15 protein-coding genes and 1 pseudogene are annotated in these 15,969 nt (G+C 64.5%); 10 read left to right on the top strand and 6 right to left on the bottom strand.

Going from position 1 to position 15,969, the window contains the following annotated elements; all coding sequences use genetic code 11:
* Window positions 1–30 precede the first annotated feature (30 nt).
* The 5 genes and pseudogenes from OKW26_RS37570 to OKW26_RS37550 all read left to right on the top strand — a co-directional run bounded on the left by OKW26_RS37570 (window position 31) and on the right by OKW26_RS37550 (window position 4,208).
* A pseudogene (locus OKW26_RS37570) lies at window positions 31–1,201 on the top strand (ABC transporter substrate-binding protein).
* A gap of 168 nt (window positions 1,202–1,369) precedes the next feature.
* Window positions 1,370–1,909, top strand: a complete 540-nt coding sequence (locus OKW26_RS37565; RefSeq protein WP_429356745.1) for a DUF302 domain-containing protein — start codon at window positions 1,370–1,372, stop codon at window positions 1,907–1,909.
* A 23-nt stretch (window positions 1,910–1,932) separates the two neighbouring features.
* A complete protein-coding gene (locus OKW26_RS37560; protein WP_429356744.1) occupies window positions 1,933–2,931 on the top strand; it encodes a zinc-dependent alcohol dehydrogenase family protein in 999 nt (332 codons plus the stop codon).
* Window positions 2,932–3,021: 90 nt separating this feature from the next.
* Window positions 3,022–3,786 carry a ParA family protein gene (locus OKW26_RS37555; RefSeq protein WP_429356743.1) on the top strand — a complete coding sequence of 255 codons (765 nt, stop codon included), beginning with the start codon at window positions 3,022–3,024 and terminating at the stop codon, window positions 3,784–3,786.
* A 161-nt stretch (window positions 3,787–3,947) separates the two neighbouring features.
* Window positions 3,948–4,208, top strand: a complete 261-nt coding sequence (locus OKW26_RS37550; protein ID WP_090803389.1) for a hypothetical protein — start codon at window positions 3,948–3,950, stop codon at window positions 4,206–4,208.
* Window positions 4,209–4,250: 42 nt separating this feature from the next.
* Here OKW26_RS37550 and OKW26_RS37545 read toward each other — a convergent pair whose 3' ends face one another.
* The 6 genes from OKW26_RS37545 to OKW26_RS37520 form a co-directional block, all read right to left on the bottom strand.
* Window positions 4,251–5,402 (bottom strand): Gfo/Idh/MocA family protein, encoded by a 1,152-nt coding sequence (locus OKW26_RS37545; protein ID WP_429356742.1) that lies wholly within the window; start codon window positions 5,400–5,402, stop codon window positions 4,251–4,253.
* Window positions 5,403–5,446: 44 nt separating this feature from the next.
* A complete protein-coding gene (locus OKW26_RS37540) occupies window positions 5,447–6,496 on the bottom strand; it encodes a sugar phosphate isomerase/epimerase family protein (protein ID WP_429356741.1) in 1,050 nt (349 codons plus the stop codon).
* Between the two features lie 67 nt (window positions 6,497–6,563).
* Window positions 6,564–7,526 (bottom strand): substrate-binding domain-containing protein, encoded by a 963-nt coding sequence (locus OKW26_RS37535; RefSeq protein WP_429356740.1) that lies wholly within the window; start codon window positions 7,524–7,526, stop codon window positions 6,564–6,566.
* Between the two features lie 147 nt (window positions 7,527–7,673).
* Window positions 7,674–8,687, bottom strand: coding sequence for an ABC transporter permease (locus tag OKW26_RS37530; protein WP_429356739.1), 1,014 nt, complete (start codon window positions 8,685–8,687; stop codon window positions 7,674–7,676).
* Window positions 8,668–10,155 (bottom strand): sugar ABC transporter ATP-binding protein, encoded by a 1,488-nt coding sequence (locus OKW26_RS37525; protein ID WP_429356738.1) that lies wholly within the window; start codon window positions 10,153–10,155, stop codon window positions 8,668–8,670. The genes OKW26_RS37530 and OKW26_RS37525 overlap by 20 nt, the downstream gene beginning before the upstream one ends.
* A 3-nt stretch (window positions 10,156–10,158) precedes the next feature.
* Window positions 10,159–11,247, bottom strand: a complete 1,089-nt coding sequence (locus OKW26_RS37520; protein WP_429356737.1) for a LacI family DNA-binding transcriptional regulator — start codon at window positions 11,245–11,247, stop codon at window positions 10,159–10,161.
* Between the two features lie 289 nt (window positions 11,248–11,536).
* On the opposite strand from OKW26_RS37520, the gene OKW26_RS37515 reads away from it, so the two are divergent.
* The 5 genes from OKW26_RS37515 (at window position 11,537) to urtA (ending at window position 15,926) form a co-directional block, all read left to right on the top strand.
* Window positions 11,537–12,190, top strand: coding sequence for a protein-L-isoaspartate O-methyltransferase family protein (locus OKW26_RS37515; protein ID WP_090805605.1), 654 nt, complete (start codon window positions 11,537–11,539; stop codon window positions 12,188–12,190).
* 89 nt (window positions 12,191–12,279) lie between these two features.
* The gene (locus OKW26_RS37510; protein WP_018419659.1) at window positions 12,280–12,603 is read left to right on the top strand and encodes a rhodanese-like domain-containing protein; all 324 of its coding nucleotides are present in this window, start codon (window positions 12,280–12,282) and stop codon (window positions 12,601–12,603) included.
* A 196-nt stretch (window positions 12,604–12,799) separates the two neighbouring features.
* Window positions 12,800–13,672 (top strand): hypothetical protein, encoded by an 873-nt coding sequence (locus OKW26_RS37505; RefSeq protein ID WP_429356736.1) that lies wholly within the window; start codon window positions 12,800–12,802, stop codon window positions 13,670–13,672.
* On the top strand, window positions 13,669–14,040 hold the full coding sequence (locus tag OKW26_RS37500) for a hypothetical protein (RefSeq protein ID WP_184045504.1): 372 nt from the start codon (window positions 13,669–13,671) through the stop codon (window positions 14,038–14,040). The genes OKW26_RS37505 and OKW26_RS37500 overlap by 4 nt, the downstream gene beginning before the upstream one ends.
* Window positions 14,041–14,627: 587 nt before the next feature.
* Window positions 14,628–15,926 carry an urea ABC transporter substrate-binding protein gene (gene urtA / locus OKW26_RS37495; RefSeq protein WP_184020929.1) on the top strand — a complete coding sequence of 433 codons (1,299 nt, stop codon included), beginning with the start codon at window positions 14,628–14,630 and terminating at the stop codon, window positions 15,924–15,926.
* The last annotated feature ends 43 nt before the right edge of the window (window positions 15,927–15,969 follow it).

The raw sequence follows: 15,969 nt of genomic DNA, 5'->3' as shown, positions 1-15,969 counted from the left end.
ATACCGCTCTCTCGCTACGGAGACCTTCCGATGAAGTTGCATAACAATAAAGTACGCAACACCCTGCGCGGCCTCGCGGCCGCGGCGCTGCTCGTCGCCGGCGCGGCGCACGCCGACCTGAAAGTCGGCATCGATCTGTCGTACACCGGACCGGCCGCCGTGATCGGCATCACGAGCAAGAACGCGATGCTGATGTGGCCGCAGACGATCGCCGGCCAGAAAGCCGACTACATCTTCCTCGACGACGCGTCCGACCCCGGCAACGCCGTGCGCAACATCCGCAAGCTGATCAACGAGGACCACGTCGACGTGATCGTCGGCCCGAACATCACGCCGGCCGCGATGGCCGCGCTCGATCCGGTCGCCGACAGCCAGACGCCGATGATCACGCTGATCGGCTCGGCCATCGTCGTCGAGCCGCAGGAAGGCAAAAAGATCTGGGCCTACAAGATGGCGCAGACCGATAGCGCGATGGCCGACGTGATGACGCGCTACATGTCGAACCACGACGTGAAGACGGTCGGTTTCATCGGTTTCGCGGACGGCTACGGCGAAAGCTGGCTCAACGAGTTCAGCAAGTTCGCTGCGCTGCGCCATATCCAGCTGGTCGCGACCGAGCGCTACAACCGCACCGACGCGAGCGTGACCGGCCAGATCCTGAAGCTGATGGCCGCGAAGCCCGACGCGATCCTGATCGCCGGCGCGGGCACCCCAACGGTACTGCCGCAGCGCACGCTGATCGAGCGCGGCTACAAGGGCCCGATCTATCAGACGCATGGCATCGCGACGCCGGAGTTCATCAAGCTCGGCGGTAAAGACGTGGAAGGCACGCTGTTCCCGACGCAACCGGTCGTCGTCGCGCGCACGCTGCCGGCCGATCATCCGTCGAAGAAGGCGGCGCTCGCGTTCGTCGACGCGTACGAGGCGAAGTACGGCCCCGGCAGCGTCACGCAGTTCGCGGGCGACGCGGCCGGCGTGTACCCGCGCCTGCAGGACGCCCGTCGCGCGCGCGTTGAAGACCGCGCAGCCGGGTACGCCCGCGTTTCGCGTCGCATTGCGCGACGAGCTCGAACACGCGCATGAGCTGGTGGTGCCGAACGGGGTCGTCAATACGAGCCCGAAGGATCACGTCGGTCTCGATCAGCGGGCGAGCGTGATGGGCACCATCAAGAATGGCAAGTTTGTTTACCTGAGCCAGTAATCTGGCATCGGGGCGCCGATCAGGCGCCCCTGACGGCGGCTTCGCGAATGTGGAAGCCGCCGTTCGTTCAGCGGGCGCCCCATCCGCTTTCATTCGCCTTTCGGCAGAACTTCCCTCACAGCGCGTCCGCACGATCGGCCACACCGCACCAGCGAACGCCTACACTGCATGGATCCGCTTCTCCGTTGGCGCATTGCACGCATGCGACGCATGCTGCGTCACGGTCAACGCGTTGCCCGTCCGGCAGACCTGATCACGCGAACGCTGCCGGAGCACAACATCCGCACGGGAGGCATGATGGCCACCGCTTCGATCGCAGAGAACGCCAGCGCTGGCATCGTCACCGTTGCAAGCACCCGTGCGGGCGGCGCGACCGCCGAGCGTCTTCAAACCTTGATTCTGGAGCGAGGGCTGACGGTTTTCGCGTGCATCGATTTCAGCGGTGACGCTGGGCGCGAGGGACTGGCGATGCCGTTCAGCCGGCTCCTGATCTTCGGCAATCCCAAAGCCGGTACACCGTTGATGCAACTCGCGCCGACCGCCGCGCTCGATCTTCCTTTGAAGGTGCTCGTCTGGGAGGATGCGGACGGCCGTGCGTGGCTATCGTTCAACTCGACGGCCTATCTTCGTGAGCGGCATGGTCTGCCGGACGACTTGATGAAGCCGGTGAGCGGTGTGGCCGCCCTCGTCGATGCGGCCGCGCGGTAACGCGTCGAACCAAGGAGACCGCCATGTCCATGCACGCTCTGATCCTCAGCCAATACAACGGCCCGCTCGAATACACGCCGCTGCCCCGCCCGGAACCCGCTGCCGGCCAGGTCCTGGTGCGCGTCGCCGCGAGCGGCCTCAATCCGCTCGACATCAAGATTCGCGCGGGCGAGGCCGCGCACGCGCAACACCCGTTGCCGCTCGTCCTCGGTATCGACCTCGCGGGCACGGTGGAGGCGCTCGGCGATGGCGTCGGCGGGTTCGCTGTCGGCGACAACGTGTATGGCATGACCGGCGGCGTCGGCGGCATCCAGGGGTCGCTCGCCGAGTACGCTGCGGTCGATGCCGCCCTGCTCGCCCATGCGCCGCGCAATCTGTCGATGCGCGAGGCCGCCGCGTTGCCTCTCGCGTTCATCACGTCGTATGCGGGTATCGTCGATCGCGCGCATCTGCAAGGCGGAACCAAAGTGCTGGTCCAGGGTGGCGCCGGAGGGGTCGGCCACATCGCCGTGCAACTGGCGCGCGCGCTCGGCGCCGACGTCTATGCAACCGCGAGCGCACACAATGCCGAGCTGGTGCGGCGGCTCGGCGCGACACCGATCGACTACCGCGCGCAGACGGTCGAACAGTATGTGGCGAGTTTGACCGATGGCGAAGGCTTCGATCTGGTCGTCGATACGGTAGGGGGGGCCTCGCTCGATGCGTCGTTTGCCGCGGTCCGGCATTTTGGGCACGTGGTCAGTGCGCTTGGCTGGGGGACGCATGCGCTTGCGCCGCTGTCGTTTCGTGAAGCCAGCTATTCAGGGATCTTCACGCTGTATCCGTTGCTGACCGGTCGATATCGCGCGCACCTCGGCGAGATGATGCGCGAAGCGACGCGGCTCGTGGAAAGCGGCGCGCTCGCGCCCGTGGTCGATCAGACACGGTTCGATTTGCGCAGCGCGGACGAGGCCTATCAGCTCGTTGCCAGTGGGACTGGACGTGTGAAGGTGGTGGTCGACGTGGATACCGCGCAACGCTGACCCGGTCACGAACAACCCATCGAAATCAGTGCCGTCACCCGACTCAGGTATGCTGGGCCCTTTGTAACCGCTTCCGTTCAAGGGGAGACCATGCGGCGCGTTGTATTCAATCAGAAAGGTGGCGTAGGCAAATCGACCATCGTCTGCAACCTGGCGGCCATCAGCGCGAACGAAGGTCTGCGTACGCTGGTGATCGACCTCGACGCTCAGGCGAATTCGACCCAGTACCTGCTCGGCGCCCAGGCGAGCGAGGTCAACCCCACTGTCGCGGGCTTCTTCGAAACCGCGCTCGGCTTCAGCTTCAAACCCGTGGAAGCGACCTCGTTCATCCATCCGACCCGCTTCGAGAATCTCGACGTGATGCCCGCCCATCCCGACCTCGACACGCTGCACGGCAAGCTCGAATCGCGCTACAAGATCTACAAGCTGCGCGACGCGCTGAACGAACTCGACATGTACGACGCGATTTACATCGACACGCCGCCCGCGCTGAACTTCTACACGCGCTCGGCGCTGATCGCCGTCGAGCGTTGTCTGATTCCGTTCGACTGCGACGACTTCTCGCGTCGCGCGCTCTACACGCTGCTCGAAAACGTCAAGGAGATCCAGCAGGATCACAACGACGCGCTGCAGGTGGAGGGCATCGTCATCAACCAGTTCCAGCCTCGCGCGAGCCTGCCGCAAAAGCTCGTCGACGAACTGATCGGCGAAGGCTTGCCGGTGCTGGGGTCGCGCTTGTCATCGTCGGTGAAGATCCGTGAGTCGCATCAGCTGGCGACACCCGTCATTCATCTCGATCCGGGGCATAAGCTGGCGCAGGAGTATCGGGCGTTGCATCGGGAGTTGAGCGAGTAAGCCGGAGCGCGGCGCCGAAGCGCGAGCGCGAGCCACCCTTCTCCGCTGTCGCCGAGCGGGTCGTGGTTCATCGCGTGTTTTCGTGCTTAGTCCCCAACCGCATACCGTCGGCAAAATTGTTAAAGTAACGCTCTCGTCAATCAGCCGCCGCAGTCCCCATCATGCGCACCACCCGAGCCATCCACGCCGTCGAGCGCCTGAAAACGCGCAGCGGCAACCCGCGCTTCGCCGCGATCAGTCTGTCGGGCGGCCTGTTCTACCTGGTCGACAAATCGAGCGGAGCCGACAAGAAAGTGTCCGACCCGCTGACGCTCGACGACTTCGTCAAGTTCGTCGACGCGTACGGCCCGCAGAAGCCGCGCAAGGCCAGCAAGCTCGATATCGCGTTCGAAGCGCAGATCAAGAAAAGCAAGGGCGGTTGACGCTTCGGCAGCTTCGTCGACCTGGCGTTTTGTTGCAACGCTTCATGCCCCTTCCATCTGCACCCACCGCCCATCCGCCGCACTGCTTTTCAGCACCGCATCGATAAACCGCAAACCGTCGACGCCATCATCGACCGTCGTCAATAGCAGGCTCTCGGCTGGCGGCGCGCGACCATCGTTCAACGCATCGATCTGCAACGCCGCATCCTGGTACAACTGCGCGAACGCTTCCAGATAGCCTTCCGGATGCCCGGCCGGCACGCGCGTCGCATGCGCGGCAACCTGACTGTTCACCCGAGCGCGCGTCAATCGTTCGGCAGCGCCGCCCAACGGCGTGAACCACAAGGCGTTCGGCTCCTCCTGATCGAACGTGAGTCCCGCCTTCGTGCCATACACGCGCAAGCGCAGCGCGTTCTCCGCGCCGCTCGCCACCTGGCTCGCCCACAACATGCCGCGCGCGCCGTTCGCATAACGCAGCATCGCCTGCACGTGATCGTCGACACGACGCCCCGGTACGAACGTGTGCAACTCGGCCGACAGCGCGCGCGGCATCATCCCCGTGACGAAAGCGGCCAGTTGATACGCGTGCGTGCCGATATCGCCGAGGCACCCGGCCGGTCCCGCCAACGCCGGATCGGTGCGCCAGCTTGCCTGCCTGTTCGCGCCGCCTGTTTCGACCGGCTCGGCGAGCCAGTCCTGCGCATACTCGACCTGCACGACGCGAATCTCGCCCAGTTCGCCACGTTCGACCAGCTCGCGCGCATGCCGCACGAGCGGGTAGCCCGAATAGGTATGCGTCAGCGCAAACAGCCGCTTTTTTGACTGCGCGAGCTTCGCGAGCGCTTCACCTTCGGCGAGCGAAACCGCGAGCGGCTTGTCGCAGATCACGTGGATGCCGGCTTCGAGAAACGCCGTCGCGACCGGCGCGTGCAGATGATTCGGCGTGACGATCGCGACCGCGTCGATGCCGTCCTCGCGCGCGGCCTCGGCGCGCGCCATCTCGCGCCAATCCGCATAGCTGCGCGCGATGCCCGCTTCGACGGCGCTCGCCCGCGCCCGCTCGGAATCGGACGACAACGCGCCCGCCACCAGTTCGAAACGATCGTCGAGCCGCGCGGCGATCCGGTGCACGGCGCCGATGAACGCGCCCTGCCCGCCGCCGACCATCCCCAGCCTGAGCCTTCTTCGCTGCATTGTTTGCGCTCCCATGTGTTGCGTCGGCTGTCACCGCCCGGCTGTCAGATGCCGAGCACGCTTTTTAACTGCGCGGTATCGACACCGCTTCCCGCGAAGTCATCGAACGCACGCTCGGCCACGTGGATGATGTGCCGGCGAATGAACGCCGCGCCTTCGCGCGCGCCGTCGTGCGGATGCTTCAATGCGCATTCCCATTCGAGCACGGCCCAGCCCGGAAAATCGAACTGCGCCATCTTCGAGAAGATCGCGCCGAAGTCAATCTGCCCATCGCCGAGCGAGCGAAACCGCCCCGCGCGTTCGACCCAGCCGCTGTAGCCGCCGTACACGCCCTGCTTGCCGGTCGGACGAAACTCCGCGTCCTTCACATGAAACGCCTTGATGCGCTCGTGGTAGATATCGATGAACGCGAGATAGTCGAGCTGTTGCAGCACGAAGTGGCTCGGGTCGTACAGGATGTTCGCGCGCGGATGCTGATCGACCGCCGCGAGAAAGCGCTCGAACGTCACGCCGTCGTGCAGGTCTTCGCCCGGATGCAGTTCGTAGCAGACATCGACGCCGGCCGCGTCGAACGCATCGAGAATCGGCGTCCAGCGGCGTGCGAGCTCTTCGAACGCGGCTTCGACGAGACCGGCCGGCCGCTGCGGCCACGGGTACAGATACGGCCACGCGAGCGCGCCCGAAAACGACACGTGCGTGCTCAGGCCCAAACGACGCGACGCCTGCGCCGCGAGCTTCATCTGCGCGATCGCCCATTCGGTGCGCGCCGCCGGATTGCCGCGCACCTGCGGCGCGGCGAAGCCGTCGAACAGCGTGTCGTAAGCCGGATGCACGGCGACCAGTTGCCCTTGCAGATGGGTCGATAGTTCGGTGATCGCGACGCCCGCGTTGTCGACGCTCTCGCGCAGTTCGTCGCAATACGCGTCGCTCGCGGCCGCCTTGTCGAGATCGATCAGGCGCGGGTCGCACGGCACCTGGATGCCCTTGAAGCCGAGACCCGCGGCCCAATCCGCGAGATGCGCGAGGTTGTCGAACGGCACGTCGTCGCCCACGAACTGCGCGAGAAAAATCGCCGGCCCTTTGATGGTTTTCATCGTACGGTTCCTCGAACTTTGCGCGCGGGCCGCGCCCGCGCGTGCTAGACGATGCCCGGCGCGCCGCTCAGAACGGCGAGTCGGGGAAATAGAACTGCTGGGCGTTTTCCTTCGTGATCAGCACGGACGGAATGATCGTGGTGGCCGGCAGCTTGTCGCCCTTCAGCCGCGCTTCGGCCGTCAGCTTGATCGCGTCGTAGATGAATTTCGGCGAGTACGACACGTCGGCCTCGATCATCGGCGCGCCGTCCATCACGTTCTTCACCATGCCCTTCGAGCCCGCGCCGCCGAACACGATCTTGATGTCGTTGCGCTTCGCCTGATCGATCGCCTTCAGCACGCCGACCGCCATGTCGTCGTCGGCGGCCCATACGGCGTCGATGTGCTTGAAGCGCGTCAGGTAGTCCTGCATCACCTTGAACGCGTCGTCGCGATTCCAGTTCGCGTATTTCGCGTCGAGAATCTTGATGTCCGGATAGTTTTTCATCACGCCGGTGAAGGCGGTCCAGCGCTCGTTGTCGAGCGTGGTCGGAATGCCGCGCAGCGCGACGACGTTGCCCTTGCCATCAAGTGCCTTTGCCAGGTACTCGGCCGGAATCTTGCCGAACGCGGTGTTGTCGCCGGCCACGTAGGCGTCCTGCGCGCTCGTGTTCGTCAGGCCGCGATCGACCACCGTCACGTACACGCCTTTCTTCTTCACCTGCTCGACCGGCTGTGTCAGCGTCGCCGATTCGTACGGGAAGATCACGAGCGCGTTGATCTTGTTGACCGTCACGAGATCCTGCAACTGGTTCGCCTGCTCGGGCGCGTTGGCGGCCGTTTTCACGATCACTTTCAGATCCGGATGCGCCTTCTCGAGATCCGCCTTCGCCTTGTTCGCCCACCAGACGATGCCGCCGGTGAAGCCGTGATCGGCCGTCGGAATCGCGACGCCCAGCGTGACCTTGTCGTCGGCGCGCACCGCGCCGCTCGTGCCCAGTATCCCCAACGCCAGCACGCCGGCGCCGATCGCTCGAATGACTTGCTTCATGGTGTGTGTCTCCAATCATGAGGCGTTCGCTCGCCTCGATTTTTCGGACCTGCCGTTGGTTTACCGCGCCTGCTTTGCTACGCCTGCTTCGCTGCGATTTGTTCAGCGCGCTTTTTTCACTGCGCTCGCGCCGCTGGAAGTACGCGGCTAGCGCCGCCCACGCTGCACGAACGCGACGAAAATAATCACGACGCCCTGCACCGCCGCGTTCAGATACACGCTGATGATGCTGGTCAGGTTCAGGATGTTCGCGATCACCGACAGCAGGATCGCGCCGATCACGGTGCCGATCACGCGCCCCTCGCCGCCCTTGAGCGCGGTGCCGCCGACCACCACCGACGCAATCGCTTCGAGCTCCCACAACAGGCCCGTGGTCGGCGTGGCGGAGCCGAGGCGCGGCACGTAGAGCACGGTGGCCACGCCCACGCAAATCCCCAGCAGCACATAAGTGACGATCTTCACCTTATCGACGCGAATCGCCGCATAACGCGCGACCTGTTCGTTCGAGCCGATCGCCTGCACGTGCCGGCCGAACGCGGTGCGATTGAGGATCAGCGCGCCGCCGGCCGCGACCACGAGAAACACCCAGATCGGCACCGGCACGCCGAACAGGCTCGCGTAATAGACGGGACCGTAGAGGTCCGATAGCGAATCATTGAGCGTCAGCGCGCCGCCATCGGCGAGCCATGTCAGCACCGCGCGAAAAATCCCGAGCGTGCCCAGGGTGACGATGAACGGCTCGATGCGCCCTTTGGTGATCAGCAGCCCATGCGCGCAGCCGAACAGCGCGCCGAGCACGAACGCCGCGACGATGCCGATCGTCACGATCACGAGCGGCGGCAACGCATGACCGGCGGCGGCCGCCGCGAGCCCGTTCATCAGCCAGATCATGATGCCCGCGATCAGCGCGGCCATCGAGCCGACCGACAGATCGATGCCGCCCGAGATGATCACGAAGGTCATGCCGACCGCGATGATGCCGATGAACGACGTGCGCGTCAGCACGTTCATCAGGTTGTCGAGCGTCGCGAAGTCGCGATTGAGCAGCGTGCCGACGATGCACAGCACGATCAGCCCGGCGAGCGGCCCGAGCGTGTAGAGCCGCTGCGCGACGCGCAGCGCGCGCCGTGATTGCACGGCTTCAGTGGGTGCCGGTCGCATGAGCGATCAACTCCTCTTCGGTCAGATGCTCGAGCGTCAGCGTCGCTTGCAGATGTCCCGCGCGCATGACGGCGACGCGATGGCACAAGCCGATCAGCTCGACCAGTTCGGATGAAATGACGATCACCGCGCGGCCCTGCGCGGCGAGACGATGAATCAGGAAGTAGATGTCGCGTTTCGCGCCGACGTCGACGCCGCGCGTCGGCTCGTCGAGCACGATCACGTTCGGGTCGGGCTGCAGGAACTTCGCAAGCGCGAGCTTCTGCTGGTTGCCGCCCGACAGCATGCGCGCGCGGCTCGACAGGTCGCCGGTACGAATGCCGAATTCGCCGACGGCCTTCTGCAAGGCCGCGCGCCCCGCTTTCATGTCGAGCAGCGGATGCGCGTAGCGTTCTAGCGTCATCAGCGTGACGTTGTCCTGCAGGCTCAGGTCGACGTGCAGACCCTTGCCCTTACGGTCCTCGCTCAGATACGTGAGACCGTGGCGCATCGCGTCGCGCGGGTTCTTCAGATCGACTGCCCGGCCGGCGATTTCAATCGTGCCGCCCGTGCGTTTGCGCAAGCCGATGATCGCCTCGAACGCCTCGGTGCGGCCCGCGCCGACGAGGCCCGCGAAACCGAGCACTTCGCCCGCGCGCACCTCGAAGCTCAGATCCTCGACCCAGTCGGGCACCGTCAGGCCGTTCACACGCAACGCGATCGGCGTGTCGGCGGGCACCGTCTGCTTGTCGGGGAACATGTCGGACACGTCGCGCCCGACCATCAGGTTCGCCATCTGCTGACGCGCGAGCCCCGCGGTTTCACCGCGCGCGACGAAGCGGCCATCGCGCATCACGATCACTTCGTCGGTGATGCGCTCCACTTCATCGAGCTTGTGCGAGATGTAGACGATCGTCACGCCATCGGCCTTGAGCTTCAGCATCAGCGCGAAGAGCCGTTCGGTCTCGGCGGGTGTCAGGGTCGCAGTCGGCTCGTCCATGATCAGGAGACGCGCACGGCGCGACAGCGCCTTCGCGATCTCGACCATCTGCTTTTCCGCGACGATCAGCTCGCGCACCTTCGTGTCCGGCGCGCGCTCGAGCCCGACCTGCGCAAGATAGCGCGCGGCGTCGCTGCGCATCGCGGCATCGTCGACTAACCAGCCGCGGCGCTTCTCGTGACCGAGGTACATGTTCTGCGCGATCGTCAGATGCTCGGCGAGGTTGAACTCCTGGTGGATCAGCACGATGCCCTGCGCCTCGGCGTCGCGTGAGCCGGCGAAGCGCTGCGCGTGGCCGTCGACCAGCACGCTGCCTGACGTTGCCGTTTCATAGCCGGCGAGGATTTTCATCAGCGTCGACTTGCCCGCGCCGTTCTCGCCGAGCAGACCGTAGATGCGGCCGGGCGCGAGTTCGAAGCTCACGCCGTGCAGCACGCGCACGGGCCCGAAGTCCTTGCGGATGTCGTCGAAACGGATCGCGAGGCTCATGGCTCACGCACTCCCACGGATCACGAGGCGATGCGGCAGCAGCACGCCCGGCACGTTGGCCTGCGGATTCGCGAGGCGTTGCAGCAGCAGACGCGCGGCGGTCTCGCCGAGCTCGCGCATCGGCTGCGCGATCGTCGTGAGCGGCGGATCGATCTGCGCGGCGAGCGAGATGTCGTCGAAGCCGGCCACGGCGACGTCGTCGGGCACGCGCTTGCCGACGCTGCGCAAGCCGTGGATCACGCCGATCGCGAGCGTGTCCGACACCGCGAAGATCGCGCTCGGCGCATCGGGCTGCCGCATCAACGCAGCCGCGGCCGACGCACCCGCTTCGTAATCGAGGCTGTTCAGATTCATGCGCCAGCACGGGTCGGGCGCGATGCCCGCGTCGCTCAAGGCGTCGAGGTAGCCCTGCTGACGCTGGCGCGCATACAGATAGTCGACGTCGGAATTGATCAAGCCGATGCGCCGGTGGCCGCGCGTGAGCAGGTGGCGCACCGCGTCGCCGGCCGCGCGGTAGTTGTCGATGCCGACGTAGGGCACGCCCATCTGCGGATCGAACTCGCAGCACGCGACCCACGGCAGCGCCTGCGACGCCTCGCCGAGCGCCTGCTGGATCGTCGCCGGATCGAGGCAGATCGCGCCGTCCGCGCGGCGCCGCCGCAGCATGTCGAAGTAGCTGCGCTCACGCCCCGGGTCCGCGCCGGTGTCGCATAGCAGCATGAAATAGCCGTGCCGACGCGCGACGCTGTCGATACCGCGCACGATCTCCGCGTAAAACGGATTGCCGAAGTCCGGCACCATCGTCAGCAGCAGGCGGCTTTCGGCGGTGCGCAGATTGCGAGCAAGTTCGTTGACGCGGTAGCCGCTCGCGTCGATCGCGGCGAGCACCCTGTCGCGGGTAGCGGTCCGCACGTTCTCGTGGCCGTTCAGCACGCGCGACACCGTCGCGACCGACACGCCCGCCTGCTCGGCCACGCCGGCGATCGACGGCCCGTCGGCCGCGCGCGGCGAGCGCCGCTGCGGCTGGGGTTGCGGTTGACTGCTCGCGCCGGACACCACGGCCGGCGACGATCGGGACGGCGTTCGGGACACACGACCTCGCAGCAAAAATGTAATCGATTACATTTTGTGGCGATGGCGATGCGAATCGCAAGGACGGATCGCTAGGGATTAACACGGGGGCCGCCCGGCCTGGCGCTTGCCCGCGAGCGGCCGGCGCGAGTCCGCCATTTGATACAATCCCGCCGTTCCCCTGACGCGGCTTGCGATGCGAATGCCTTGCTCCGAAGCCGCGGCCGCCGGCAATCCGCCGGGGCCGGGTCAGGACAAAAGTCTGCGGCAGCCGCCGCCCGCTCGCCAAACCAAAACCGCCGAATCCACCATGAACATCGAGCAAGCGCGTTTCAACATGATCGAACAGCAGATCCGCCCCTGGGAAGTGCTCGACCAGGACGTGCTGAATCTGCTGTCGATCGTCAAACGTGAGAATTTCGTCCCCGCCGCTTACCGCGACCTGGCTTTTGCGGACTTCGAAGTGCCGCTGCCGGCCGGCCAGCACATGCTGGCGCCGCGCGTCGAGGCGCGCGTGCTGCAGGAACTCGCGGTGAAGAAGCACGAAAGCGTGCTGGAAATCGGCGCGGGCTCGGGTTACATGGCGGCGCTGCTCGCGCATCGCGCGCAACACGTGTTGAGCGTCGACATCGAACCGGAACTGGCCGAGTTCGCGAAGAGCAACCTGATCGCCAACGGCGTGCTGAACGTCGAAGTCGCGACCGGCGACGCCGCGCGCGGCTGGACCGGCGCGGCACCGTACGACGTGATCTGCGTGTCGGGCGGTCTGCCGGTGCTGCCGCAGGAAATCCTCGAACAGCTGAAGGTCGGCGGCCGTCTCGCGGCGTTCGTCGGCAGCGCGCCGGTGATGAAGGCGCAAATCATCACGCGCATCGACGAGAAGCAATACCGCATCTCCGACGTGTTCGAAACCTATGTCGAGCCGCTCGCCAACGCGGTGCAGCCGGCGCGGTTCAGGTTCTAAGCGGCACTTTTTCGCTGCGCTTCGCGCTGTATTATTGATCTGGACGGGCGGCGAGTAAGCCGCCGTCCCACGAACTGGATGTCTCGCTGATGCAAAACCTGACCGCTCCCGCACTCGCCGAATGGCTCGCCGATACCTCGCGCCCCGCACCCGTGCTGCTCGACGTACGCGAGCCGTGGGAACTGCAAACGGCGTCGATCGCCGGCATCGTGTCGATTCCGATGCGCGAGATTCCCGCGCGCAGCGAAGAACTCGATGACGACGCGCAGATCGTCTGCATCTGCCATCACGGTGCGCGCAGCGCGCAGGTCGCGATGTTCCTCGAATCGCGCGGACACACCAACGTGTTCAATCTGCAAGGCGGGATAGACGCGTGGTCGCGTCAGGTCGATCCGTCGGTTCCGACTTACTGAGATTCGGCGCGAAGGTAGCGCGTTGAAGCGGCGCAAGGGCTGACGGTCCTTGCGCCGTTTGTCTTTGGTGCTGCGCACGCTCGCTAGAGCAGCCAAAATTTTGGGCCGTCGCCCATCTACGGACGACCTGTCGCACGGTGATTATCTGATCGCTGCCGATCCGGGCAGCAACTTCATATAGATCGTCGACATACCTATGTCCTTGTCCGTGTTTGAGATGCACTCCGTGGAGCTGCGCTGTCAGAGGCCCTTGGGTGCTTGTTATGTAATCTGTGATGAGAGGCATTTCAAGACGTGCCTGAGGAAGGCCGCCGACCTCGAGAGGGCCAAAGCAGATACCCGAGAATTTCTGGGCATTGCCGAACTGAAGCGTCGGGAGTGGGAACGGGACCGGGAGTTGATCAAAAGCATCGGGTGGCGTCTGTCCCTATCGTTTCAAGCTTTCCGAGACCGTGACCCTGACACCGATGGCTGGTGGGTCATCAATGCGCTTCTCGCAGAGGTGCGGCGGGGAGGCCTGCTTGCCGTCAAAGGCCGTCGTGCTGACCTGTTTCCGCAAACCCATAGCACGCCGCTGAGGAACTTTGCGGTGAGGGCAGCCGATCTCCCGAACGACAGACTCATGCGGTCCGGCCCGTACGATCAGGTCACGCGGCAAGTCCGGTTGTTCGCCGCACCTGCCGCCGCGTCTGGTCGCAGCAGCGACGGCAGTCTGCTCGATGTCGCTGTCGCCGTGATCGGCGCGCGAGCCGGCGATGGAGACGCATCGACGCTGCTTGGTGACGCGCAGCCGTTCGAATACCAGTCGGGTATCGCTGATGTTGACTCATTCGACATTGCCAAAACTCCAAACGAGGGCGAGCCGGGAACGTGGTACACGAATCCGGGCAGCGGGCAGATGCGGCTATTCGGAGATGATGGGAAACCTGTTGTAGACCTGGATTTCGACCATTTTCACAATGGCATGAAACCGCACGCACATAACTGGAATGGCAGCGCGCGAGACGGTGGGGGCTTGGTTGTACCCTTCAGTCCTTGGAACCCCCGATGGATGGATGACCCAAGATGAAAATCATTGAACAGTACGTATCATTTCACGACTGGTACCTGCTCGGTATAGCAGCGGACATGGACAAGGAAGTTGTCGAACTTCGTCTGATGTTCGATAACAAGAAAGACCGAGTACGGCTGTTGTTCAGCGGGGCCACCCGATGTTGGGCCAACGACTTTCTGATACAGAACATCGTCTACTCAATCAAGGTGCTAACCGATTTCAATTCGGATGAGTACCGGAAGGCACTAGCCTCGCTGGACAAAGCTTACTCGTGGGGGAAAGGGAAGCCGTTGAAAAACATTGCGGTTCTTGAGGCCACACTAGGCGCTGAATTACTTATAGAGTTTGATTCCCTTGAAGTAGAACCCGAATCATCGGTTTAGGACACTGGCACGATAGCAGGCACTGGCATCGTGCTTACAAGGCAACTATCCGCTTCCTATAAAGAATGTCGGCTTGTCTATGGCCCCGGTGGAATCGTCAAGCAGATTAGCTGCGACTAGCAAGTCCCCCTGAAGGCTGACATATCGGATGGGCTGTCGGGGGCGCGTTCTGTCGTGTCGGCTCTCCCTGTTCGGCATCGGCGGTCTTTCAGTCCACCCAAACCCCACGTCATGCACAAAGACGCGGCGCCCCGATGCCGCCCATGCACCGCCGATGCACCGCCGACGCCCCACGCGCGCCAGCGGCGCTTCGCTGGCGGCGAAGTGCGCTTCGTCGCGGCGCGACACGCACCTGAACGAGGCGCGGCGCGCGCGACTGCACCAGTTTCGCGCCGCGGCATCGATGGCTCGACGCGCAGCCCTCTCGCCGATAGCCGCGCCGCAACGGGCATCGCACGCGCACCGCGTCGAATGTGTCACATGGCATGTGCCTTGCAGTAGACAAGTGGCTAGTCGTGCGAGCTCAGCCAGGCTGGCTGAAATCGACGCTCATAAAACAGTGACCATCAATGACAAGGGGAAAGCACATGAAACGTCGCAGTCTGTTGAAGTTCGGCTCCATGTCCGGCGCGCTCGCGCTCGCGGGCCGTGTGCCGTTCGCGCACGCGCAGTCCGATAGCGGCCCGATCAAGGTGGGCATCCTGCATTCGCTGTCCGGCACGATGGCGATCTCCGAAACGTCGCTGAAAGACACCGCGTTGATGACGATCGCCGACATCAACAAGAACGGCGGTGTGATGGGCCGTCAGATCCAGCCCGTGGTCGTCGACCCGGCGTCGAACTGGCCGCTGTTCGCCGAGAAGGCGCGCCAGCTTCTGACTCAGGACAAGTGCGCGGTCGTGTTCGGCTGCTGGACCTCGGTGTCGCGCAAGTCGGTGCTGCCGGTGTTCGAGGAGCTGAACGGCCTGCTGTTCTATCCGGTGCAGTACGAAGGCGAGGAAATGTCGCGCAACGTGTTCTATACGGGCGCCGCGCCGAACCAGCAGGCGATTCCCGCGACCGAATACCTGATGAGCGCCGAAGGCGGCGGCGCGAAGCGCTTCTTCCTGCTCGGCACCGACTACGTGTATCCGCGCACGACCAACAAGATCCTGCGCGCGTTCCTCAAATCGAAGGGCGTGCAGGAAGCCGACATTCAGGAGGTCTATACACCGTTCGGCCACAGCGACTATCAGACCATCGTCGCGAACATCAAGACCTTCTCGCAAGGCGGCAAGACTGCCGTGATCTCGACCGTGAACGGCGATTCGAACGTGCCGTTCTACAAAGAGCTCGGCAACCAGGGGCTGAAGGCGTCGGATGTGCCGGTCGTCGCGTTCTCGGTCGGCGAAGAGGAGCTGCGCGGCATCGATACGAAGCCACTCGTCGGCAATCTCGCGGCCTGGAACTACTTCATGTCGTTGCGCAACCCGACCAACGAGAAGTTCAAGAAGCAATGGGCCACGTGGGTCAAGGACAACAACCTGCCGGGCGGCACGAAGCGCGTGACCAACGATCCGATGGAAGCGACCTTCGTCGGCATGCATATGTGGAAGCAGGCGGTCGAGAAAGCAAAGAGCACCGAGGTCGACAAGGTGCGCGTCGCGATGGTCGGCCAGACGTTCGCCGCACCGTCGGGCTTCACGCTCGAGATGGACGGCAACCACCATCTGCACAAGCCGGTGATGATCGGCGAGGTACGCGCGGATGGCCAGTTCAACGTCGTGTGGCACACCAAGGGACCGATTCGCGCGCAACCGTGGAGCCCGTTCATCGCCGGCAATGCTGGCAAGCCGGATGTGGTCAGCTCGATTCCGGCGTTCCTGCGGCGCTCGCGCGTCGCATGACGTGTCGGCGTGAGCCTAGTTGCGGCTCGCGGCGGCGGTGGGG

Source organism: Paraburkholderia sp. 32 (assembly GCF_050435345.1).
GTDB lineage: Bacteria > Pseudomonadota > Gammaproteobacteria > Burkholderiales > Burkholderiaceae > Paraburkholderia > Paraburkholderia tuberum.
The sequence above is the reverse complement of the archived record's forward strand: the minus strand, read 5'-3'. Positions and strand labels throughout refer to the sequence as shown.